22 protein-coding genes and 1 riboswitch are annotated in these 20,680 nt (G+C 68.5%); of the genes, 7 read left to right on the top strand and 15 right to left on the bottom strand.

Annotated features, from left to right (window positions below; translation table 11 throughout):
• The first annotated feature begins 128 nt into the window (after nt 1-128).
• Both ABEA24_RS24585 and ABEA24_RS24580 read left to right on the top strand, forming a co-directional pair.
• Complete coding sequence (locus tag ABEA24_RS24585) at nt 129-2,480, top strand: cation-translocating P-type ATPase (RefSeq protein WP_345433767.1); 2,352 nt, start codon at nt 129-131, stop codon at nt 2,478-2,480.
• Between the two features lie 144 nt (nt 2,481-2,624).
• A complete protein-coding gene (locus ABEA24_RS24580; protein ID WP_345433389.1) occupies nt 2,625-3,221 on the top strand; it encodes a CBS domain-containing protein in 597 nt (198 codons plus the stop codon).
• A 353-nt stretch (nt 3,222-3,574) separates the two neighbouring features.
• Here ABEA24_RS24580 and ABEA24_RS24575 read toward each other — a convergent pair whose 3' ends face one another.
• From ABEA24_RS24575 to ABEA24_RS24560, 4 genes are all read right to left on the bottom strand, one after another.
• Nucleotides 3,575-3,859, bottom strand: coding sequence for a DUF1876 domain-containing protein (locus tag ABEA24_RS24575; RefSeq protein ID WP_345433388.1), 285 nt, complete (start codon nt 3,857-3,859; stop codon nt 3,575-3,577).
• The gene (locus ABEA24_RS24570; RefSeq protein WP_345433387.1) at nt 3,856-5,193 is read right to left on the bottom strand and encodes a phosphoribosyltransferase family protein; all 1,338 of its coding nucleotides are present in this window, start codon (nt 5,191-5,193) and stop codon (nt 3,856-3,858) included. Before ABEA24_RS24570 ends, ABEA24_RS24575 begins: the two co-directional genes overlap by 4 nt.
• A gap of 176 nt (nt 5,194-5,369) precedes the next feature.
• Nucleotides 5,370-6,260, bottom strand: coding sequence for a universal stress protein (locus ABEA24_RS24565; protein ID WP_345433386.1), 891 nt, complete (start codon nt 6,258-6,260; stop codon nt 5,370-5,372).
• A 178-nt stretch (nt 6,261-6,438) separates the two neighbouring features.
• A complete protein-coding gene (locus tag ABEA24_RS24560; RefSeq protein WP_345433385.1) occupies nt 6,439-7,344 on the bottom strand; it encodes an acetate uptake transporter family protein in 906 nt (301 codons plus the stop codon).
• 405 nt (nt 7,345-7,749) lie between these two features.
• Here ABEA24_RS24560 and ABEA24_RS24555 point away from each other — a divergent pair, with 405 nt between their 5' ends.
• Nucleotides 7,750-8,670 (top strand): serine protein kinase RIO, encoded by a 921-nt coding sequence (locus ABEA24_RS24555; RefSeq protein WP_345433384.1) that lies wholly within the window; start codon nt 7,750-7,752, stop codon nt 8,668-8,670.
• Here the strand turns inward: ABEA24_RS24555 and ABEA24_RS24550 are convergent.
• Entirely contained in the window at nt 8,667-9,305 is a 639-nt protein-coding gene (locus ABEA24_RS24550; RefSeq protein ID WP_345433766.1) for a Y-family DNA polymerase, read from the bottom strand. The genes ABEA24_RS24555 and ABEA24_RS24550 overlap by 4 nt on opposite strands.
• A gap of 254 nt (nt 9,306-9,559) precedes the next feature.
• On the bottom strand, nt 9,560-9,760 hold the full coding sequence (locus ABEA24_RS24545; protein WP_345433383.1) for a hypothetical protein: 201 nt from the start codon (nt 9,758-9,760) through the stop codon (nt 9,560-9,562).
• A 498-nt stretch (nt 9,761-10,258) separates the two neighbouring features.
• Here ABEA24_RS24545 and ABEA24_RS24540 point away from each other — a divergent pair, with 498 nt between their 5' ends.
• On the top strand, nt 10,259-10,681 hold the full coding sequence (locus ABEA24_RS24540) for a CBS domain-containing protein (RefSeq protein WP_345433382.1): 423 nt from the start codon (nt 10,259-10,261) through the stop codon (nt 10,679-10,681).
• 54 nt (nt 10,682-10,735) lie between these two features.
• Here ABEA24_RS24540 and ABEA24_RS53675 read toward each other — a convergent pair whose 3' ends face one another.
• A complete protein-coding gene (locus ABEA24_RS53675; RefSeq protein ID WP_425551237.1) occupies nt 10,736-10,828 on the bottom strand; it encodes a hypothetical protein in 93 nt (30 codons plus the stop codon).
• 370 nt (nt 10,829-11,198) lie between these two features.
• Nucleotides 11,199-11,582 (bottom strand): DUF5997 family protein, encoded by a 384-nt coding sequence (locus ABEA24_RS24530; protein WP_345433380.1) that lies wholly within the window; start codon nt 11,580-11,582, stop codon nt 11,199-11,201.
• A gap of 55 nt (nt 11,583-11,637) precedes the next feature.
• On the opposite strand from ABEA24_RS24530, the gene ABEA24_RS24525 reads away from it, so the two are divergent.
• Entirely contained in the window at nt 11,638-12,321 is a 684-nt protein-coding gene (locus ABEA24_RS24525) for a LysR family substrate-binding domain-containing protein (RefSeq protein ID WP_345433379.1), read from the top strand.
• A gap of 59 nt (nt 12,322-12,380) precedes the next feature.
• Here the strand turns inward: ABEA24_RS24525 and ABEA24_RS53670 are convergent, their stop codons facing one another.
• The 6 genes from ABEA24_RS53670 to bluB form a co-directional block, all read right to left on the bottom strand.
• Nucleotides 12,381-12,521 carry a hypothetical protein gene (locus ABEA24_RS53670; RefSeq protein WP_425551236.1) on the bottom strand — a complete coding sequence of 47 codons (141 nt, stop codon included), beginning with the start codon at nt 12,519-12,521 and terminating at the stop codon, nt 12,381-12,383.
• 50 nt (nt 12,522-12,571) lie between these two features.
• The gene (locus ABEA24_RS24520) at nt 12,572-13,135 is read right to left on the bottom strand and encodes a TetR/AcrR family transcriptional regulator (RefSeq protein ID WP_345433378.1); all 564 of its coding nucleotides are present in this window, start codon (nt 13,133-13,135) and stop codon (nt 12,572-12,574) included.
• An 89-nt stretch (nt 13,136-13,224) separates the two neighbouring features.
• On the bottom strand, nt 13,225-13,560 hold the full coding sequence (locus ABEA24_RS24515; RefSeq protein ID WP_345433377.1) for an SPW repeat protein: 336 nt from the start codon (nt 13,558-13,560) through the stop codon (nt 13,225-13,227).
• 455 nt (nt 13,561-14,015) lie between these two features.
• A complete protein-coding gene (locus ABEA24_RS24510) occupies nt 14,016-15,020 on the bottom strand; it encodes a hypothetical protein (RefSeq protein WP_345433376.1) in 1,005 nt (334 codons plus the stop codon).
• A 305-nt stretch (nt 15,021-15,325) separates the two neighbouring features.
• Nucleotides 15,326-16,063, bottom strand: a complete 738-nt coding sequence (locus ABEA24_RS24505; protein ID WP_345433375.1) for a phosphotransferase family protein — start codon at nt 16,061-16,063, stop codon at nt 15,326-15,328.
• A 279-nt stretch (nt 16,064-16,342) separates the two neighbouring features.
• Nucleotides 16,343-16,963 carry a 5,6-dimethylbenzimidazole synthase gene (bluB, locus tag ABEA24_RS24500; protein WP_345433374.1) on the bottom strand — a complete coding sequence of 207 codons (621 nt, stop codon included), beginning with the start codon at nt 16,961-16,963 and terminating at the stop codon, nt 16,343-16,345.
• 33 nt (nt 16,964-16,996) lie between these two features.
• Nucleotides 16,997-17,191: riboswitch (cobalamin riboswitch) on the bottom strand.
• 1,179 nt (nt 17,192-18,370) lie between these two features.
• On the opposite strand from bluB, the gene ABEA24_RS24495 reads away from it, so the two are divergent.
• Together ABEA24_RS24495 and ABEA24_RS24490 are read left to right on the top strand one after the other, a co-directional pair.
• Nucleotides 18,371-19,375, top strand: coding sequence for a hypothetical protein (locus tag ABEA24_RS24495; RefSeq protein WP_345433373.1), 1,005 nt, complete (start codon nt 18,371-18,373; stop codon nt 19,373-19,375).
• Nucleotides 19,376-19,561: 186 nt separating this feature from the next.
• A complete protein-coding gene (locus tag ABEA24_RS24490; protein ID WP_345433372.1) occupies nt 19,562-19,831 on the top strand; it encodes a hypothetical protein in 270 nt (89 codons plus the stop codon).
• A gap of 177 nt (nt 19,832-20,008) precedes the next feature.
• On the opposite strand, the gene ABEA24_RS24485 is transcribed toward ABEA24_RS24490, so the two are convergent.
• Entirely contained in the window at nt 20,009-20,410 is a 402-nt protein-coding gene (locus ABEA24_RS24485) for an SRPBCC family protein (RefSeq protein WP_345433371.1), read from the bottom strand.
• Nucleotides 20,411-20,680: the final 270 nt, after the last annotated feature.

Below are 20,680 nucleotides of genomic sequence, written 5' to 3'. Positions count from 1 at the left end.
TGAACGGATCAAGGGTCGACGGTGGCTGCTGTAAGAGGGCGTCGCGTGCGTGTACGGCAGTCGCCGGATCCGCGAGAGCCGTGACGATTCACGACCTGACTGCCCGGGTAGCGGCTGGAGCATGACGCCTGGCACCAAGTGCCCATGGGGGACAGGCGATCGGAAACAAGAAATTCGCGGCCGGTCTGTCCTCGGCCGAGGCGGCCGCGCGGCTCGGGCGTGATGGGCCGAATCTGTTGCCCCAGACGCCCCCGACCCGGCTGTGGCGCAGGGTCGCCGCCCAGCTGCGCGATCCGCTGATCGTGGTGTTGCTGGTCGCGGCGGTGTTGACGGCTGCCACCGGCGACTGGACGGACATGGCCGTCATCGTCCTGGTGATCGTGGTGAACACCTCGGTGGGCGTGGGTCAGGAGGTGCGTGCCGACCGGGCGATCACCGCGCTCGCGGAGCTCACCGCGCCGACGGCCCGTGTGGTCCGGGACGGAACACAGCGGTCGGTCCCCGCGGCCGAGGTCGTGGTGGGGGACCTGCTGGTCCTGGCAGAAGGCGACATCGTTCCGGCCGATGCCCGGCTGGTGGAAGCGGTGGCGCTGCTCGTCGATGAGTCCTCACTGACGGGCGAGGCCGTGCCCGTGGACAAAGGGATGGGCGGCGACGGGGTCGTGTCGGCGGGAACGGTCGTGGTGAAGGGCCGCGGCCGGGCGCTCGTCACCGCCATCGGAGCGGCGAGCGCCACCGGGCGGATCGCGTCGATGATGGGCAGAGGTGGTGGCCTGACGCCGTTGCAGCGTCGCCTCGTCGGTATCGGCCGGATGCTGGCGGGTGTCACGGTCGTGCTGTGTCTGGTCGTCCTGGCCCTGGGACTGGCACGGGGGCAGCAGGTGGAGCTGATGGTGGTGACCGCGATCAGCCTGGTCGTGGCCGCGGTCCCCGAATCACTGCCCGCCGTCGTGACGTTGAGCCTGGCTCTGGGTGCCCGCCGGATGGCCGCCCGCAATGCCCTCATCCGCCGGCTTCCGGCCGTCGAGACGCTCGGGTCGGTCACTGTACTGGGCACCGACAAGACCGGGACCCTGACCGAAGGCCGGATGACCGCGCGCCGCGTCTGGACACCCACTGCGGAAGCCGTTATCACCGGTTCCGGGTATGCGCCCGACGGCGATGTTCTGCAGGATGATCGGCGGCTGTGTCCGACCGGCGGCGACGCGGTCACCGATCTGCTGTCCGCGGTGGTGCTCTGCAACGATGCCAGGCTGTCACCGCCGGAGACCGCCGATGGGGAGTGGACGGCGCTGGGCGATCCGACTGAGGCCGCCCTTCTGGTCGCCGCCGCCAAGCTGGGTCTGGACCGCGAGGAACTGCAGGCGCGGCTGTCCCGGTCCGGTGAACGCCCCTTCGACAGCGACCGCAAACGTATGACCACGGTTCACCGACTCCCCGACGGCGGCTTCCGCGTGATCTGTAAGGGAGCGCCCGAGTCGCTTCTGCGACCGCCTGTCCTGGCCGATGACCCGGCGCTCCTCGCCGAGGCCGCCGACCGCGCCGAGGCTTTCGCCCAAGCCGGCTTCCGAGTGCTGGCCGTCGCGCAGGCCGAGCGCGACCCGGCGCCCCGCGCAGATGAGGAGCTGGAACGCGGATTGCGCCTGGTCGGCCTGGTCGCCATCGTGGACCCGCCGCGCCCGGCGGCACCCGCGACCATCGTGGCCTGCCGTCGCGCCGGAATTAAGCCGATTCTCATCACTGGTGACCATCCCGGCACCGCGCGCGCCATCGCCACCGAACTGGGCATCATGGGCGCCGGCGACCGGCTGCTCGACTGCCGGCCCCTCGGCGAATCCGGACCGGCCGCGGGGGATCTGAGCGAGATCACGGTCTTCGCACGGGCCACCCCGCAACACAAGCTCCACATCATCCAGACACTTCGCGAACGTGGTGAGATCGTCGCGATGACCGGTGACGGCGTCAACCACGGCCTGCCGGGAGTCGCTCTGGGCGGCGAGCCCGCGCAGAGCGGCGTCATGACCCGCCCGCCCCGGCCGCCGGCCCAGAGCATCCTCGGAGGTGGCCTGTGGCAGCGCGTGATCCGGATCGCCATCGTCCTGGCGGCCGTCACCTTGGGGGTGGCCGTCTGGGCACATCAGAGCGGTCGGCCCTGGCAGAGCATGGCGTTCTTCGCGCTGGGCGCCACCCAGCTCGGCGTCGCGCTCGGCTCCCGCTCCCGGCTCCGCTCCTGGGCCAATCCCATGCTGCTTGCCGCCGTCGCGTCCGCCTTCGTCCTACAACTGGCGGGCCTGTACCTGCCGCCGCTGCGTGAGATGCTCGGCACCCAGCCGCTCAACGGCCCCGACCTGCTGGTCGTCATCGTCCTTTCCATCCTCGGGTTCGTCGCGGTCCGCCTCGACCGGAAACTGCATCCCGGCGCGCCTGCGGGCGACGCCGACAGTTCAGGAACAGCGAGGGTCATTTCGCCGACCTGTTGACCGCGCGGCTCGGCGGCAGGGAGCGGAGGAATCGCACCTCAGCCGGGCGAGGGGCCGCGAGTACGCATGGTCGCGTCTCGGGGACCTTCGGCCTCTGGCACCCGGCGGCGTCGACCGGTGCGATGAACTCGGGAGGTGTTAACGATGTTGGTCCGCGAGGTGATGACGACGCCTGTGGTGACGGTGCCACGGGAGTGGACGGTGAAGCAGGCGGTCCGTTTGCTGTACGAGCAGGACATCACCGCCGCTCCCGTCGTCGACGAAGCGGGGCAGATGGTCGGGATCGTCAGCGAGATGGATCTCCTGCGCGGGGAGTTCGAGGCGGATCCGCGCGCTTATCTTCGCCCGGCGGCGGAACCGGAGTCGGCGCCGCCGACGGCAGTGGAGGAGGTCATGACCCCGCATGTGCGGACGGTCCGGGAGACCGACGACGTCCTACAACTCGTCGACCTGATGATGACGACCGGGGTGAAGAGCGTTCCCGTCATCCGTGACGACGGCCTCGCCGGCATCGTCAGCCGACGTGACCTGATGGGAATCCTGGCCCACGGAGACGAGCGGATCCGCGACGACGTGCTGACGGCTCTCAAAGAACTGTCCGCCGAGACGGCGGCCGCCCGGGTGGCCGTCCACGATGGCATCGTCGAGCTGGGCGGCGACGGCGACGACAGGACGGCGCGGATCGCCGACGTGATCGCGCGTACCGTTCCCGGCGTCGTGCGTGTCGTCCACCACCAGTGATCGGTCGGCCGGTTCTGTAAGCCGGATTGAAAGAGACGTTGTGACCGATGTGCGACGTGCGGCGCCTTCGGCTACCTGATCCAGGACGGCAGACGCCGCGTCGTCTGGGCACCGGAGTTCTGGGAGTTCCCGGTGTGGGCGGACCGCGCTCACCTGATTGTCCGCCGACGCCGCGGGATGGCGGCGGCCGATCCGGTTCACCGGTGGCGTCGGCGGCCACGCACCGGTCATCGAGACGGCCCAGCAGGCTGCGCGCGGCCGCTGAGGGACCAGACCGCCCCGCGGCTCGGGCCGCGGGGAATCGTGTGGTCCAGGTGGTCCATGAGCGCACCGTGGGTGACCCGTACGAACGGTCACCACGGGGCGGATTCGGCCATGTCGGCGGTGGCGAGTTGCACGAGCCGGCTGCCCAGGTCGATGAGGGCCCGGCCCGCCGCGAGTTCGTCGCCGATCTCCGGGACGGCCCGGTCGCGTGGGTGGCGCCGGGCCTGGCCGTGGCCCTCCAGGACCGTGCCGTTCATCGTCGTCAGTACGGCGCGCACGTGGGTCTCCTTGCCGCTCTCACTGATGTCGATCCGCACACTCCACTGCTTGGTCTCCATGGCGTTCGGCTCCCGTCTCCGTGTGTTGCGGTTCATGCCCCGGGGGAGGGTTGGGGGAGCGGGGCGAGATGATCGATGAACCACTCTCGCGCGAGTTCCGCGACCGTTTCGAGGGCTCCGGGTTCTTCGAACAGGTGCGTTGCGTCAGGGACGACGGCGAGCCGGTTCTCGCAGCGCAACAAGGCCTGGGCCTGGCGGTTGAGTTCGAGAACGACCTCGTCCCGCCCACCGACGATGAGCAGGGTGGGTGCGGACACGTGAGCCAGCCGGGGGCCCGCCAGGTCGGGCCGGCCGCCACGGGAGACGACGGCGGTGACATCCGCGTCCGGTTCGGCGGCGGCCCGCAGCGCGGCGGCGGCCCCGGTGCCGGCACCGAAGTAGCCGACCCCGAGCCCGTCGGCCTCAGGGAGGTCGCGTAGCCAGGCGGCGGTGTCGACCAGGCGGCGGGCCAGCAGTTCGATGTCGAACACATTGGCCCGGTCGACCTCCTCCTTGACGGTGAGCAGGTCGAAAAGCAGGGTGCCGAGCCCGGTCTGGTTCAGCACGGTGGCCACATATCGGTTGCGCGGACTGTGGCGGCTGCTGCCGCTGCCGTGGGCGAACATGACGAACCCACAGGGATCCTCGGGCATGGTCAGGCGGCCGGCCAGCCGCACCGGCCCGGCCTGTATCTCGACCTCCTCAGCCCGCTGCAGATCGGCGTTCGGCGATGCGTGCACGCCCGGAGCGGGCGCGGGGTCGCCCGCCTGCCGCAAACAGGCCGCGACCTGCTCATCGCTGGTCTGGGAGAAGTCGGCGTACCACTGCCCGATCGCCGCGAACCCCGCGGGCGTCTCCAGGCAGATCAGCTCGTCGGCCTCATCCACTAGCACGGCGGTCCAGCCAGGAGGTGCGACCGGGACGGCGAGGACGACGCGTACCGCCCCCTGGGCGCGCGCCACCTGACAGGCGACCCGTGCCGTCGATCCGGTGGCGATGCCGTCATCGACCACGATCACCGCCCGCCCCTCCAGCGGCACCCGAGCCCGGCCTCCGCGATACCGACGCCCGCGCCGTTCCAACTCGGCGCGTTCACGCGCCTCCACCGCGGCCAGTTCATTGGGAGACACATGCGCCGTTCGGACGATGTCCTCGTTGATGATCCGCACGCCGTCCTGGCCGATCGCCCCCATGCCCAGCTCCGGCTGGAACGGCACCCCCAGCTTGCGGACCACGATGACATCCAATGGGGCATCCAACGCGCGGGCCACCTCCGCGGCGACGGGCACGCCTCCTCGTGGAAGACCGACGACCACGAGGTCCCGGCCTCTCAGATGGCGAAGCCGCGCCGCCAGACGTCGACCCGCGTCGATTCGATCGATGAAGACCATGGCTCTGCCCCCTTACGCCCAGACTGCGTAGGGCCAGCCGATGCGTCCAGGGGCGATGGTCCCGTGCCGCCGGGCCGTTCAGACCGGGGTGACGCCGGTGTCAGGCGAGCGCCGGACGCACCCGCACGGAGGTACCCGTAAGACCGGCTCCCGCCCTGGGAACACGCCCCCGGTCATCACCCGTCGCTTCCGACGTCACCGCTGGACCGCCGTACGACGGCCAGCGGTCCCTCGGTGTGGTGCAGGACCGCGTGGCTGACCGAGCCGAGGCGCAGGCCAGGGAACCCACCGCGCCCTCTGGCGCCGACCACGAGGAGTTCGGCCGTGTGCGAGGCCTCGGTGAGGACCGCCGCCGGGCTGCCCTCGATCACCTGTTGGATCACCGATACATCGGGGTACTTGGCGGTCCACCCGGCCAGGGACTCCGAAAGGACTCTGGCACCCTCCTCCTCGATCGTGAACGCGTTGTAGGAGGCCGGCCGCATCTCCACCGGATAGTCGGGGCGGTTCCACGCGTGGATCGCGCGTAGACCGATCGCGCGCATGGCCGCCTCCTCCAACGCGAAGGCGACGGCGTCGACAGAGGCTTCGGAGCCGTCGATCCCGACGACGATCTCCGGCCGCCGGGGCCTGTGATCGGTGTCCGCGGGCACGATGACGACCGGGAAGGGGGCGTGTTCGGCCGCTTGGCGGCTCACCGAGCCGAGCAGCAGCCGGGCGAAGGAACCGGTACCGCGCTGTCCCAGCACGAGCAGCGCGCCGCCGGCCGACTCCTGAAGGAGCGTGCCGGGAACGGGACCGACGCCGAGCCGTCGTTCGATCTCGAGGGACGCGAACGTTCGGGCGCGTTCTTCGGCCACGTCCAGGACTCTCAGCCCAGGGCTCTCCGTGCGTGGGGCCATCGATCCACGGCCGCGATCTGCCGGGATGTCCCCGCGCTCCCATTCGGTCGTGATGTGCACGATGCGCAGCGGTAGCCGTCTGCGCCCGGCCTCGGCCGCGGCCCAGTCCACGGCGTTCAGGGCCTGGCGTGATCCGTCGACGCCGACCACGATGGGTTTCCGCATGACGCCCGCCTTTCCGCCTCGGCCACCGAGCGCCGGTAACGCCTTCTCCGGATCGCCGGATGGCCTTTCTGGCATCGTGCGTTCTCGGCGACCGGCCCGATAGGGGCGATGGTCCCGTCGACTGTCCGACCACCCCGCCCAACGACTCGGTCGCGGGCAGGGTGGATGGTCCATGGAATCACTGGCCGATCTTGACTCCGGGCTGGCCGTACCGGTATTCCAGCGGCCGGCTCATCCTGCGGCCCGGGATGTCGGCCGCGGCGCGGTACTTACCCAGCGGCATGATCGTCCGCCCGAAGCAGGCCTCGAGCAGCATCGCGCCCGCGGTGTACAAGGCCGCCGCCGCGGAGATCACGAACAGCCAACCGGCGATGCGCACCGGCCAGGACGAACCGGCGAAGAAGCCGGCCGCAGTGAACGCCGAACCCACGGCCAACAGGGCGAGCATCACCGTCATGCCGATGTTCTCGGCGATCGCGGCCATCGCACACAGCCCGGTGATCACGCACAGCGCGATGAACCAGAACGCGAACGCCGGGTTGACGGCCCCGATCCTCGGCGCCAACAGGACCGGGAAAGCCCCTGCGGCGACCATCATGAAGATCAGGCCGAAGGCGAGCCAGAACGACCCCCACATCCCGTGTACGGCGGTCGCCAGGCCGTCGCGAGCCCGGTAGGACCACATGCCGGCCAGGAACTGCGCGAGACCGCCCGCGGTCAACACGAACGGGAAGAGAACCAGCGGGGTGAACGCCGTGCCGTACCAACCCGCCATCCACGCGCCGACCATCATCGTCGCCGTCGCGAGCCCGAACAGGCCGAGGATCGACGGCGCGGCGATCGGCTGCAGGAACACACGGCTTCTGTCCTGCCAGAACTCGCGTTCGGCCGCCATCTCGCCCGTCGCCGGGCCGGGCGTCCTGCCGGCCTCCTGCCCTCTGGATTCCGGTCCGGACGGTCTTTCGTAGGCGCCAGGGCCTCTTGATTCCGTCATGACATCCTTCCCCCCGTTCACGGATGCACGATCTCCCCATACCGCAATCGTGCTGGTCGAAACGGCGCTAGATACAGCAAGTGGTGGCAATGCGCCTCAAAAATCCCAATGGCCCCTTCTGTTGCGTCGCGAATATTGCGCGGGTGGCAAGATTTGAGAGCGCGCCCCCTAATGCGAAAAGTTGGGTTCTAAAAATGACAAAGATGGCGGCTGTGTTATCGGGGTCAATCTGCTGATCCCACTTCTTGGGGTGGGTTCCCCGCCCTCCCGGAACCGGTCTGCCGGTCGGCGCAACCGGCCCAGGAGCTGCGGCTCCGGCCGACTGCGCGGTCCCGGCTGCGGTAAATACGTTGCGAGGTTCCTGGTACGGCGGGCATCCTGGGTTGACCGAGCGGCGGCGAGCGCTGCCTGGACCTAAGGAGGGCTGACGGATGGCCATCACTGTGCTGCGGCATGTCCGCGTCAGTCCCACCTCACCGTTCAGGAGCACCTCCGTTGTCTTCCGAGTACGAACTCTCTGATGCCTACTCCGCCCTCGACTCCCGCTGGGCCGATTTCACCGGCGACGAGTCCCAACCAGATCCGGCCGACGCGTACACCTTCCAGTTCCACTCGATCGACGAGGAGCTGGGGCCGGATCAGCGGTGGACCACCTGGCTGGACGTCGAGCGCGGCTCTCGCGGCCCGGAACCACGCCCCTCGTGGGTTGTGACGGAACAGGCTGCGATCGATACCGAGCTCGGCGTCCTCAAAACCGGTAAGGAAGCGGACGTCTTCCTGCTCGAACGGGCCGTCGAAGCCATCGGCGACAACCCGGCGAAGTCCTCGCTGCTGGCCGCGAAGCGGTACCGCACCGAGGAACACCGGTCCTTCCACCGCAGTACGGCGTACGTCGAAGGCCGCCGTACCCGCAACAGCCGGGACAGCCGGGCGATGGCGAAGAAGACCGCGCACGGGCGCAGTGTCGCGGCCGGCCAGTGGGCGTACGCCGAATGGGATGCCCTCAACCGACTCTGGAAGGCCGGCGTTCCGGTGCCGTACCCCGTGCAGGTGGACGGCACCGAGCTGCTGATGGAGTTCATCGACGACGGCGAGGGCGGTGCCGCGCCACGGCTCGCCCAGGTCCGGCCGCCGAAGGAACTGCTCGGTCAGTACTTCGAGCAGCTCCGCGGCGGGATGCGTGAGCTGGCCCGCGTCGGGCTGGCGCACGGCGACCTGTCGCCGTACAACGTCCTCGCCCAGGGAGAGCGGATCGTGATGATCGACCTCCCGCAGGTGGTCGACATCGTCGGCAACCCCAAGGGTATGGACTTCCTGATGCGCGACTGCCACAACATGGCCACCTGGTTCACCAACCGCGGCCTGGAGGTCGACGAGCAGGAACTGTTCGCTGATCTGCTCTCGATGGTGTTCTAGTACTCCAGCCGCATTTGGTGCTCGATGATGCGTTGCCGGCGTTGGTAGTGGCAGCGTCGGGCGGGTTTGGTGGCGGCGCCGCCAGTGTGACCAGTGGATCCGGTGGACGGCGGGGTGCTGGGGCTGGTGGAGGTGGGCGTGCGGGCGGCGGATCTCGTTGACGGTGAGTGGGAGCAACTCGCCGGGTTCGTCGCCGTTCGCGGCCTCAGGTGCTTATCGTCCGGTTGTTTCGGGCCCCAGGTCCTGAGCTCCGTGACGTACACCGTGGTGGGCGGACGAGCCGTGCCGCTGTGCGGATGAGGTTTCGGCAGCGCGGCGGTCTTGCGGCCGATGCCCCACAAGGTGTCGGTGGGCCGGTCGCCGAGGACGTCGTACCAGTTCTCGCCGGTCAGCCGGAAGACACCGGCCGGCTTGCCCAGGCCGGTCGCCACCTTCGCCTGCAGCTTGTTGCGCCCAATCCCGACGGTGCACTCCAGCCCGGTCGCCTCGCGGACGCGCGCGCGGAACGGCAGCCCGGAGTGCACACCGTAGGAACGGGCCTCGTATGAGGCGGTGGCGACCACGCCGCGTCTGGTCGGATCGCCATCACCCCCGACGACGACCGGCCGCCCGCGAAGCTCCGGCCGACGCAGCATCTCCACCGCAGCCAGGAACTGATCAAGATCAACGTGTAGCACCCAGGGAGCCACACCCCATCTTCTCTCCGGTCCTTCATCGGCCGTACGATCGGTGCCGCGCTGCCCTAAGGCTCGGCAGACCGAACAAGACGACATTCCTGGTTCCCACCACGATGGGCGGTGGAGGAGAGGGTCTCACCAGCCGTGTCCGGAGCCGTCGGGCGGCTGCCCTCCTTGGTCGGAAGCGGACGACGCTGCGGGTGAGCGGCCGCTCAGAAAGCCGGACGGCCGGTGCACAGGTGCTGCCACGGCGCGCCGGCCCCCAGCAGGACAGCGTTGCACCCATGACACGCCCACACGCCGTCGGGCAAGACGAGGTTCTGGGTCGCCATGTCGTCACGCGCGCAGGCGATGCGGTAGGCGCGGACGGATCGGCGCACCAGTGATCTGCAGAACCCGGCCATGCGTGACACGTGAGACTCCCGCCCCGGGACGACGTCGAATTGGGGGACCGCGTCGAGCATAGCGAACGGAAAACCGGCCACGACCAGGGACTTCGTCTGTCGGGAGGAGCGCGGGTGCCGCCGCGGCGCTGCCGGCTGCTTCCGGAGCGGCCGGCGATGTCATGGCGGTGGTCTCGACGGGTGGTCTGCAGCCGTCGATTCCCACCACGATCGAATGCCGTGGCACGGCGAATTCCTCCCCCGGTGTGATCGGCCGGATGCCGCGCGGACGGACTGGCACGGCATCGGCCATGATTCGTCTCTTCGACCTCATCGTCGGTCCGCCGGCCGGTATGCCATCAGGGACCTTCGCCTCTCATGCGGAAGGTCGGCTTTTTATGCTGCGCCGGACTGTTCGGCCCTGGCCCGCATGTCGGGATAAGCATGCATTCAAGATGATATTCGGAAGGTTTCGCCCTGACTGAACGAGAGCAGGATTCGAGTAAGGGGACTAAGGGGGGGTCGATCATGACGACCGCGCGTGAGGTCATGCACCACGGCTGCGAGTGTCTGGGGATGAACGAGAATCTGACTGAGGCGGCCCGACGGATGGCTGAGCTGGACGTGGGCGCGATGCCGGTATGCGGCGAGGACGGCCGGTTGAAGGGGATCATCACCGACCGCGACATCGTGGTGAAGGCCATCGCGCAAGGCAGGAACCCGTCCGAGGTCCGGGCGGGAGACCTCATCCACGGCGAGATCTGGTACACCGACGCCAACTCGGACATCGAGGACGTCTTGCATCAGATGGCCGAACACCACATCCGCCGCCTGCCGGTGCTGGAAAGGGAAGAACTGGTCGGCATCATCAGCCAGGCCGATCTAGCGGCGAAGCTGCCCCAGGACAAGGTCGGCGAACTGGTAGGGGCCATCTCCAGCACCTCACACTGACGACGTCTCAGGCAGCTGTGGAGTGGCTCCGAGCGTCGCCGTCCCAGGCCGGCGTCAGGCGTCTGCGGGCGCGATGAGCCCGGGGTGGCCGTCGTAGCGGTGGTAGATCAGGTTGCTGCGGCCGGTCGCTTCGTCAACGAAGAACAGGAACGGCTGCTCGAACGCTTCCAGACGCGTCGTGGCCTGAGTGAGCGCAATTCCATGTCGGCGACGGCTTTATGCGGGGTCTGACGTCTGAGGGCATGGGAGTTGTGCCGGATCACCGTGCGCTCCTCGGGCGTACGCCGGTCGGTGGGCGTGGGGGCTCTGGTGCCGCCACGCGTGCGGGACGACCGCCGGTTCCCGGCCGCGGATCGCTTCCCAGTTACGTGTTCGGGCCGGACGCGAAGCCGGTCGTGCATGAGATCGATCGCCGTTTCCGCGCCAAATGCCCCTGGCGTTGGTTGTCAGCCCAAGGGACACGTCGGGCAGATTGGTCGGGGCATCTAGCTGCAGAGTCCTAGCTCGTTCCCGTGGGTCAGGCCTTGGCACGCTGCTGCTTGAGGCGGAGCTCCTCTTGGCGGACCTTGGTCTGGATGGCCTGCTCGCGTTCTAGCCAGTCGGGGTTTTCGGCCTTCAAGGTTTCGATCTCGGCGGTGGTGAGGGGGCCCGCGATTCCGGCGCGGGCTAGGCCCGAGGCGGAGACGCGGAGCTTGGCGGCGACGACCTGGCGGGGGTGGGGGCCCACGCGGCGCAGGTCGGCGAGCCAAGAGGGCGGATCGGCCTGGAGCGCGTTCAGCTCGTCCCGGGAGACGACGCCCTCCTGGAATTCGGCGGGCGCTGCCGACAGCAGAATCCCCAGCTTCTTGGCCGCGGTCGCCGGCTTCATGGTCTGCGGGGTCTTCGCCTTGGGCGTGCTCATGACGTCAAGGGTAGCCAGCGGGAGGGAGCCGTCTGGACGCGGCTAGGCTGAGCGGGTGACCAAGGGTGAGTTCCGGCTGGCCTACGCGCCGGGGGTGACGCCCGGGAAATGGGCCGGGGTGTGGGCCGAGCGGGTGCGTGAGGTGCCGCTTCGGCTGATCCAGATGCCTGCCGCCGAGACTGTCCCCCTGCTGCGGGACGGCGGCGTGGACGCGGCGTTCGTGCGCCTGCCCGTCGACCGCGAGGCCCTCCACGTGATCCCGCTGTACCTGGAGACGACCGTGGTGGTGGTGCCGAGGGATCACGCGGTGGCCGCGGTCGAGGAGGTGGAGCTTGCCGATCTCGCCGACGAGGATGTGTTCGAGCCGCTCGACGAGGTCTTGGCCTGGGTTGACCGCCCCGGGCAGCCCGCCTTCACCCGTCCCGAGAGCACGGCGGACGCGATCGAGCTGGTGGCGTCGGGGGCCGGAGTCCTACTGCTCCCTCAGTCTCTGGCCCGCCTCCACCACCGCAAAGACCTCACCTACCGCACCGTGACCGACGCCCCCCAGTCCCAAATCGGCCTTGCCTGGCTCGAGGCCGCGACGACCGACCTCATGGAGGAACTGATCGGCATCGTCCGCGGCCGCACCCCCAACAGCTCCCGTGGCCGCACCCCCCAACAACAACCCACCCGTAAGAAGCCCCCGCAAAAGCACTCCACTCCCAAGCCTCGCCGCCGGACGCGCCGCCGGACGTGAAAAGGGGTCATGCTTACCGACGTCGCTTAGGGCCTGTCTCGAAGTCGGGTTTGGGTGGTCTACGGCGGCCGGGCGGCGTGGCGGGTGTTCATCCGCAGCCGGGTGAGGATCCGCCAGTTCTTCAAGTCGGCGAAGCCGCGTTCGACGGGGGCGCGTTGACTGCCGAGAAGTTGGTTGGCCTGCTTCTGGGCGGTGGCCAGGGAGGTGCCCTTGAAGAACCAGACCCCGAGCTTTCACCTGCTGTAGTAAGTCACGCGCCGAGGGCGTGGACGATGAGCTCGGCGACCGCGTCGGGATCGACGTGCTGGCCGGTGAGGTGCTGGAGGCCCTCCTGGTAGAGCAGGACCGTGGCGAACGTGGCGGCGGCGGCCTCGAGGCGTGCGGCGTCGCCGCGGCTGCCGGGCAGGGTGAGTTCGAGGGCGCTGCGGGCGCGGCGTACGACCTCGGCGTTGACCCGCCTGAGGCGCTCACGGGCCGAGCCGTGCGTGTCGGCCTCGCGGAAGAGGATGCGGCGCATGGCCGGCGAGGCCCGCAGCGGAAACCTCCGCGCGAGCCCGGACAACGCATCGGCCGGGTCACCGTGCACGGTCTCGGCGTCGGAGACCTCCTCGACGAACGTTCGCTCGTGGATCAGTGTGGTCAGGACGTCGATCTTCTGCGGGAAGTAGTGGAAGACCAGCCCCTTGGGGACCTTGGCCCGCTTGGCGATCCCCGCGGTGGAGGTGCCGTTGTAACCGGCCTCCGCGAAGAGCTCCTCGGCGGCGTCGAGAATCCGGGTGCGTGTATCGGCGGATACGTCATGTGACCGTCTCATACGCCCTTCCGGTGTTCTTTCGTGGAACCGCCGAAAATGAGTCGCGGCCCCTGGGCGGGTGCGCCCAGGGGCCGTCTCGGGGCCTTGGGTTACGTCGCCGCTGACGTGCTCCGAACCTGGATCGCGTCCCACACGCCGACGATAGTCGCGACACCGCCGGCGATCCATGCCGTCCAGGCCGCGGCGTCCGAACCGGTGAATCCGAAGGCCCACGGCGAGACGAAGATCAGCGCTGCGAAGGCTGTTGTCGTCCACGGCAGCGGGCCCGCCGCCGACAGGAGCGCGTACAGACCCGAGAGCGTGAGCAGGGCGCCGAGCACCATGAGGGGCTGCTTGCCCGCGTCGTCCGCCCACAGGTCGGGGGCGAGAAGTGCGGCGAGTCCGGCCAGAAACGCGACCGCGTTCTGCCAAGTGATTTTACCCATTGGGCCGCCTCCGGGAGATCCGATGTGGAGGTTTTGTCCCTTCAAGGATTCCCTGACTGACCGCCCGGTCAATCGAAACCGGGTGGATATATTATAGAGGTGGGAAAGATAGCTTTGTATGGCTAAATAGTGCTAAGAAACGGTCGGCAGCCGGACCGTGACCGACGGGCAGTCGCTCCAGGGCCGGACCGTGCCTGTGGGTGCCGAATACTGCGTCACCTCACGCGACCTGGGCGTATCCGTGAAGGGGGCCGCCGAGCCTGGATCGATCTGCGGCAACTCGACACCTGGCTCGACCGCGCCGTCATTGCCACATCCATCGCCGACCTGTTCGACTGATTACCCTGGCCTGGCGTGCGAGCGGGGAAATGCGGCCCTGGCGCTGCGACGTCCTATCGTGATTCCTGAGACTTGATCTTGGTGGGTCCGGCAGTTTTAAGGGCGCCGTCGCAGTACTAATAGGTCTTGTAATAGAGCAGCTCGCCGGATTCTCCCGGCGCCGCGCCTTCGCTCGGGACGAACAGCGTGACGAGCATGGCGCGTTGACCGCTTGGTGTCTTCAGCGCCGTCAGCGTGGGATTCGCGAACGCCGTGCTGCCGCCGTCGGTTTGGATGGTGGTGCGGTCGGCGTTGCCGGTCTGGTAGTCGTACAGGAAGACCCGCCAGGAGCCGAAGTCTCCCTTGGTGTACTGACCTTCGATCAGCCCGAAGCTGTAGCCGAGGAAGACGGTCTGGTCGCGGTCGCCGATGTTCCCGCCCACGCCCCAGTAAAGCAGGGCGTTGTCGAAGTTCGGTTGTGCCGAGGTCGTCCAGGAGCCGAAGTTCGTGAGCGTTCCCCGCTGCTGACGGTCCCGGTCGCAGTTCCACCAGTAATGCCCGCCGACGTCGATGGTCGAGTGGTCGATGTCCGGTGACAGCTTGATCGAGTAGAGGTTCGGCGTACCTTCCGCGCAGGACGACAGCTGCCGCGGCGCGTCGTACGAGCGGGAGACCTTGCCGGCGAGCAGGTCGGTGCGACTGGCGAAATAACGGAAGGCGAGATGGTTGTTGCCGCCGCCCGGATTCTCTTGCTCCCAGGCGAGGACGAAACCGCCGTTGGAGGCCTGCGCGATGGTCGGCTGCGAGGCCGGGCCGGTGTTACTACCGGCGAGCTCGCGTACCCAGTGCCAGGTCAGCAGGTCGCTCGACGTCGCGAGGTTGACCCGGAAATGGCCGTCGGTGAACATGAAGTGCGAGACGGCCAGATAACCACCGGTGTTGTCCTGGATGACCTTGACTGTGTCCATTGTGTGGCCGGCGTCGTCGTGCAGCGCATAGCGCTTTCCGTCCGCCTGGGTGACGTTCTCCACGATCGTACGAAGCTGCGCGCGGGTCGGGTCGGACGGCGCTCCGGACGCCTGGGCCGGAGCGGGCAGCAACGCGGCGACTAGGACCAGGCCAGCGGCGAGTTTGGCGAGCACGGCGACCCTCCTCATGAAAACCACAGCCGAAGCACGGTATCCCGTTTCGCGCTGACGCGGTTGGCCTAATTAGGCCGGGTGTAGCTCCTTGAGGCTTTTTCGTCCTGGGTCTATTCGAGGCAGTTGCTGGTCCTCAGCTGAGGCGCATCTTCGACTCGAGTCGTGCGTCGGCTTCCGATGTCGCGACCGGCTGCCCGGGATCTTTGAGGACCATGACCTCGTCGGTCCGGAAGACGAGGCGCTTCAGGAGATGGCCCGCTCGATGCGGCAGAACGGCACTCGTGGCCGTCGGGGCTCGTGCAGCCTCACAGCCGGGATCTCAGCACGTCGACCTCGCAGCCTGGCGAGGACGGGTCGAAGCCGTGCTCGACCAGCCAGCGGACCGCCAGCAGGCTTCGCAGCGACCACCATGCGCGGATCACGTCGAGGTCGACGTCGGTGCCGTAGCCGGCGACGACGTCGCCAAGGTGCTCCTCGTGTCCGAGCGTCAAGGTGGCGAGGTCGAACAGGGCATCGCCCTGGCTCGCCTCGGACCAGTCGATCACGCCGGTGATCTCGTCAACGTCGACGAACATGTGGGTGATCTGCAGGTCGCCGTGCGTGAACACCGGTGTCCACGGCCGGAGCGCTGCCTCGGCAACCTGGCGGTTGCGCGTGACCAGGTCGGCGGGAAGGATGCCGTTCGTGACGAGCCACTCGCATTCGCCGTCGAGGTGCGATGCGATCTCGTCGAGGCTCCGACCGGGCCATGGCGGCAGCGGCGCGTCGTGCAGCATCCGTGCGGCGGCACCCGCCGCGGCCCACGCCGCCGACGACGCGGTCGACGGCTCGCCGAGGCGGCCGAGTGCCGTCCCGGGGAGGGCGGCGAGCGCGAGCACGGGCGGCTTCCGCCACAGGACCTCCGGAGTCGGGATCGGCGCCATGGCCATCGCCTCGACTTCGACGTCGGTGCGCGTCTGATCAGCGTCGATCTTCAGGAACACGTCACCGACGCGCAGGGTCGCGCGCTCGTGATGGGCAACGACGACCTCGACCTCTTCCACGTCGGCGATTATCGCGGGGATGACCATCGACGTCACCGGGTTTATCGCGTGCGACTACGCGGCTGACCGTGTCCCGCTGCCCGGCGGCCTCGTGCACGCCACCGGCCGCTGACGGATCGAGCGCTGAACGACCAGATCATCTTCCTGCATCCGTGTAGTGGTGTGGCCGTACCGCCGGTGCCGAGTAAGCCGCTGCGGATCGTTACGCCGACCGAGTTCGCACCGATCGTTGCGGCGTTGCCGGACGAGCAGTGGCGAGTGAGCGGATTAAGAGGGGGATCACCAGCGGTTGTGGTGGATCGCGGCCTCCAGGGGGCGGCGGTGGCGCCAGCCGTGCCGTTCGAGATCCGGCACGGTTTCCAGATGGGTGACCGGCCCTACACACAGCCAGGCGACGGGCCGGATCCCGGTCGGAATACCGAGCAACTGACGCAGGTGCGGTTCGCGGTAGAAGGACACCCAGCCGACGCCCAGGTTCTCGGCGGTGGCGGACAGCCATAGGTTCTGGATGGCCAGGCAGACCGAGTACAGTCCCGCGTCGGCAATGGCGTGTCGGCCCAAGACCGCGGGGCTGCCCCGGTCGGGATCGTAGGTGACCACGATCGACAGGCTGCTCTCCAGTACACCGTCGATCTTTATCCGGGCGAAACGGTCGGCGGCGGCCGTGGTGAGGGTGGCGGCGAACGTGGTGCGTTCGTGCTGGACGTGGTCATGGAAGGCGCGCCGGACGGCCGGGTCCTCCACGATGATGAAGTCCCAGGGTTGGGAGAGCCCGACACTGGGCGCGGCGTGCGCAGCCGCCAAGATCCGGTGGAGGACGTCTTCTGGTATCGGCGCGCCGGTGAACTGGGCGCGCACGTCACGGCGACGGTAGACCACGTCGTAGATGCCGGCGTTCATGGGCAGGCTCCCGCTGCGTCAGGCCACCTTGGCGGTGGCCGGTGGAGCGAGGCCGGTCTTCGGACTTCCGGATCGATGCCTGACCATCCGCCTTCCCGGCCTGGCGGCCAGTGGCTGCGCGTGCGCGCGTGGACGGCGGCTCCCCGGTTACCGCGGCGGGCCCGTGCCGGAATTTCACCGGCTTCCCGATTCTCCCCTCGTAGGGGCACCTCGCGTCATTCCATGCCGGCCGCGAGCGTATCAATCCCCGCCGACCCCGACACTCGCGGCCATCGCACTCACGATGAACCGGACCTACACCCGGCGTGGATGGCGTGTCGCCATCCGCCGGACCGTACAACCACAACGTGGGTACCTCATGACCCAGGGTTGCGCCGGCTCGCGGCCGGAGATTCGTGTGCCGATGCGCGAGGTGCGTCTCACTACCTGAACGGGCAGGTCGGCCAACGGGTAGGCGAGGCGGGGCCCCTCAAAGCCGGCGTCGGCCACCACCCAGATATCAGGGTCACCCGGGCACCAGTGACCGGCCGCGATGAGATGCTCGGCGACCGCGTCACGGTCGACCCACCGGACGGCGGTACCCCACCACCGCGATCAGCGACGCCCGCGGCAACACCACCGAAGTCCGCCAATACATGGCCGACCATCCCTCCGGTGACTACGACGCGACCGCCTACTCGCAGGAATGACCGCGACCATCACCGACGCCGCACCCACAGGGCGTCGACGTGTCGGTCCTCAGCCTGAACCCACCAGGCGTCCAGCTCTGGTCCGACGCCGCCACGGCGACGTCGCCAGCACGAGAGACGAACGATGCGCTCGCCGACATCATGGCCGGGCAACCTGGCACGATTCGCCGCACTCGCTGCCGTCGCGCCCCGGAATCCCGAGGCGGCGGCCGAGGAAACTCGCCGCAACACCGATCCGCGGACTGTGTTGACCGCCGCGCTGGCGGCGCCGAGCAGCGCGAAGCCGCCGGGCGTACTCGGACAAGGTCGGTCGTATTCGCCCAAAAACGGAACCGTCCGTTGGTGAACCCGAGCACGGTGGGATTCGTATGCCTTACCGAGGGGTCGGCCTACCGCCGATACCGCCTGCGTACGGGGCGAGGGGTCGACCTTGGACCGCCGCGCCGTCGCGTGGAGGAGGTGCACCGACGACCGGCCATCTCTCTCGCCGCGACCGAATCCGTCACCGGAGGTAGATCGTGACCCGCCGGATGATGCCGGACCGGGGACCGACCGGGCCGGAGCCCTGGACAACGCCGACCGAGCCACGCTGGAGCATCTCGACGAAGCGTTGCGCCGGCATGTGCCCTCAGGGGGAGGGACGGCCGGCAGCACCTGGCCGGCGCGCCGCTGGACGCGGCGCCGCCCGCGATCGATTTCAGACTTAAGGAGAGCGATCTTGTCTTCGCAGTCAGGACCCGGCGAACGCGTGGAGTCGCTCGGTATCCGCCGGCCGGTGGAGCTGCCCAAGGCGGACATCGAGGAGGCCGGAGACCTGGCGCCGGCCGCCGGCGCCGAGCCGGCCCATGAGGGCGACCGGTCCGCCACCGAGGAGAAGAAGGCCGGCGAGACCCAAGAGCGGCCGAAGGACACACCGTCGGCGGCGAAGGAGCAGGAGGACGCCGCCCCGGACACGGACGTCGCGGTGGCGACCGCCCCGCAGATCGGTGCGGTGAGCGCCGACGAGATGCCGCCGGACCGGCCGAAGAAACCCGTGCTGGCCGCGGTCGCGATCGGCGGGGCCGTCCTGCTCGCGGTCCCGATCCTGCTGATCGGCACGGGCTCGCGCCACGCCAAGAAACACCCCGCCTCGGCGGCGGCCGACAGGGTGCTGTCCGGCAACGGCCAGCAACCTCCGCCGGGTGCGTACACCTCCACGGCCCCGTCGGCCACCCCGACCTCGACACCCTCCGCACACGCGACGCACAAACCGGCGGCCATCAAGAGCGCCGAGCCCAAGGCCTCCGCCAAACCTTCACCTCGCGCCCATGCGGCCCATAAGGGCGGTCCCTCGAGTAAAGCGGCCCGCAAGGGCGTTCCGGCGAGTGAGAAGCCGATGTCGGGCGGGAATCCGTGGGCACTCGAAGTGCATGCGTCATACGACCTCAACCCGGGTAAGACCCTGCGCACGAACCGCCTCGCGTTGACCATGCAGACGGGCGGCGACCTCGTGCTGCGCGACACGAGCGGCGAGATCATCTGGTCCACCGGGACGCATCACGCCGGTGCGTACGCCGAGTTTCAGACCGACGGCAATCTGGTCGTCTACGTCAACGGCAGACAGGCGGTCTGGGCGTCGGGAACGTCCGGCCACGATGGCGCCACGCTGGTGCTCCAGGCCGACGACAACATGGTGATCTACAACGGCCACAATGCGACATGGGCGACCAATACCAACAGGTGACTCCGCGACCGAGCGATGCCGTTCGCGGAAACCTCGTGCCGCTCGGAAACCCGGTTTCGCGTCGTGACCTGGGTTTTTGCTGCGGGATCAGTGTTGTGGCTGGCACCATCTCGAGGTGCTGTTGTCGCTGGTCTACCCGTGGTCAGGTCTCTGCTCGGCTTGTTGAGGATGCCGGTCCGTTCCGATGTGTCCAAAGACGTCGAGCTGCTGGTGTTCCGCCATGAGAACCGGGTGCTGCGTCGGCAGTTGGGCGGCCGGCCGCGGTGGGACCACGCCGACCGGCTCTGGCTTGCGGCGTTGTCGCGGCTGGCGAACCGCTGCCGGTGGTCGGACGTCTTTCCGGTCATCCCGGCCACGATCCTGCGCTGGCACCGTAACCTGGTCTCCCGCAAATGGACCTACACCGACCGGCGCCGACCAGGACGACCGGCCACCGGCGCGCCGATCAAACGCTGATCTGCCGGATGGCGCGGGAGAACCCGGTGTGGGGGCACCGGAGGATCCAAGGTGAGCCGGCCCGCCTGGGGCACACGATCGCCGCATCCACGGTGTGGGAGATCCTGCGGGCGGCCGGTGCAGATCGCGCTGATCTCCTGATCGGGGTGAAGGTAGCCACTGGTGGCGTGCGCGGTTTTAGTGCGGATCCTCGAGAACTCGCTTGAGCCTTGTGAGATCGGCGGCCACGAGGCCCTCGTCGCGCGCGAATTCTTGATCGCTCATACCCGGAAGTCGACGCAGCGTGAAAACCACCTCACAACCGTCTCCGTCCGGTATCACCCGCATCGGGTTGTAGACGATCTCCCCAGAGGGCCACGTCACCTCATGGTCGAGGACACCGTACTCATTGCGCGGAGCGAAGGACAGACCGACCCGGCCCTCCGAGGTCTCGACGAACCACCGTCCATCGACCTTCTCGACGGCGCTTCCGAGGCCAGGGGCCCATACCGGCAGGTTGATCGGATCCGAGGCGTAGTCGTAAACCTCATCCGCAGGCCGGGCGATCGACTCGCTGATGTGCCTAGATGCTGAAGCCATAACGCGACCATGCCAGGTGCCACCGACATCCTGATCGCGGCAACCGGCGACCGTGCTCCACTAGGTGATCATCTACACAGAGGTGGGGCCAATTCTCACTCGCCGAGTTCCCCTCCAAGATCGCTAAGTGGGGCCAACTCAAGCTCGTATCCGGGGCCAGGTGTCGTTAGTTGAATCAGTCGGTGGTTTTGCCGGTGAAGGAGCCGGTGGTGAGCTGCCCGGCGAAGGGCCAGGTCGAGTTCTTGGCGACGTTGTTTCGGCACGCACAGC

This window comes from Actinoallomurus vinaceus (genome assembly GCF_039542055.1).
Lineage (GTDB): Bacteria > Actinomycetota > Actinomycetes > Streptosporangiales > Streptosporangiaceae > Actinoallomurus > Actinoallomurus vinaceus.
The sequence above is the reverse complement of the archived record's forward strand: the minus strand, read 5'-3'. Positions and strand labels throughout refer to the sequence as shown.